This is a genomic window from Gilvimarinus sp. 1_MG-2023 (assembly GCF_030548285.1).
On record NZ_JAUOSC010000095.1, the window covers coordinates 1 to 504 of the forward strand.

Genomic DNA, 504 nt, shown 5'->3' on the forward strand with positions numbered 1-504 from the left:
CATCGGCACATATCAACAGCGGTTGAGCGGGATTGCTGGCAGCCACGGCATTTACCACTGTAACCAGATTGCCCGCGTCGATGCAGGCAAACACCGTCCGCCCGGTCGCCTCATGGACGCTCGCGGCCGTGGCATAGCCCTCAGCAAAACACCACACGCTGCCCTCTCCGGGCAACAGAGCCAAACAACCGCTTTTCTCTCCATGGCGCGGGAACGACTTTGTACCGGATTTGTAAATCATCTGTACCGATCGGATGGCCCCATCTGGGCCGACCAGCGGCAGTACAAAATCCCCCGGGCTCAATTTGCGCACACTGCGGCGTTCCTTGCGATCGGCATCCATGCGGTTGAACTCAACAAAAAATGATTTGATGTGTTCTCCGGTCACGATCCAAGATCCCTCATCAAAATCATCCACAACCAGCAACACCGGCAACGCCACGATATACCCGCAGTGGTAGCCGACCCGCTTGCGCTGCAGATACGGACTGACCTGCTCTGGGT

General features: G+C 57.3%; 1 protein-coding gene. It reads right to left on the bottom strand.

Annotation, left to right across the window (positions count from 1 at the left end; genetic code table 11):
• On the bottom strand, positions 1–504 hold a 504-nt coding region (locus Q4563_RS15855), incomplete at both ends, for a hypothetical protein (RefSeq protein ID WP_303605153.1).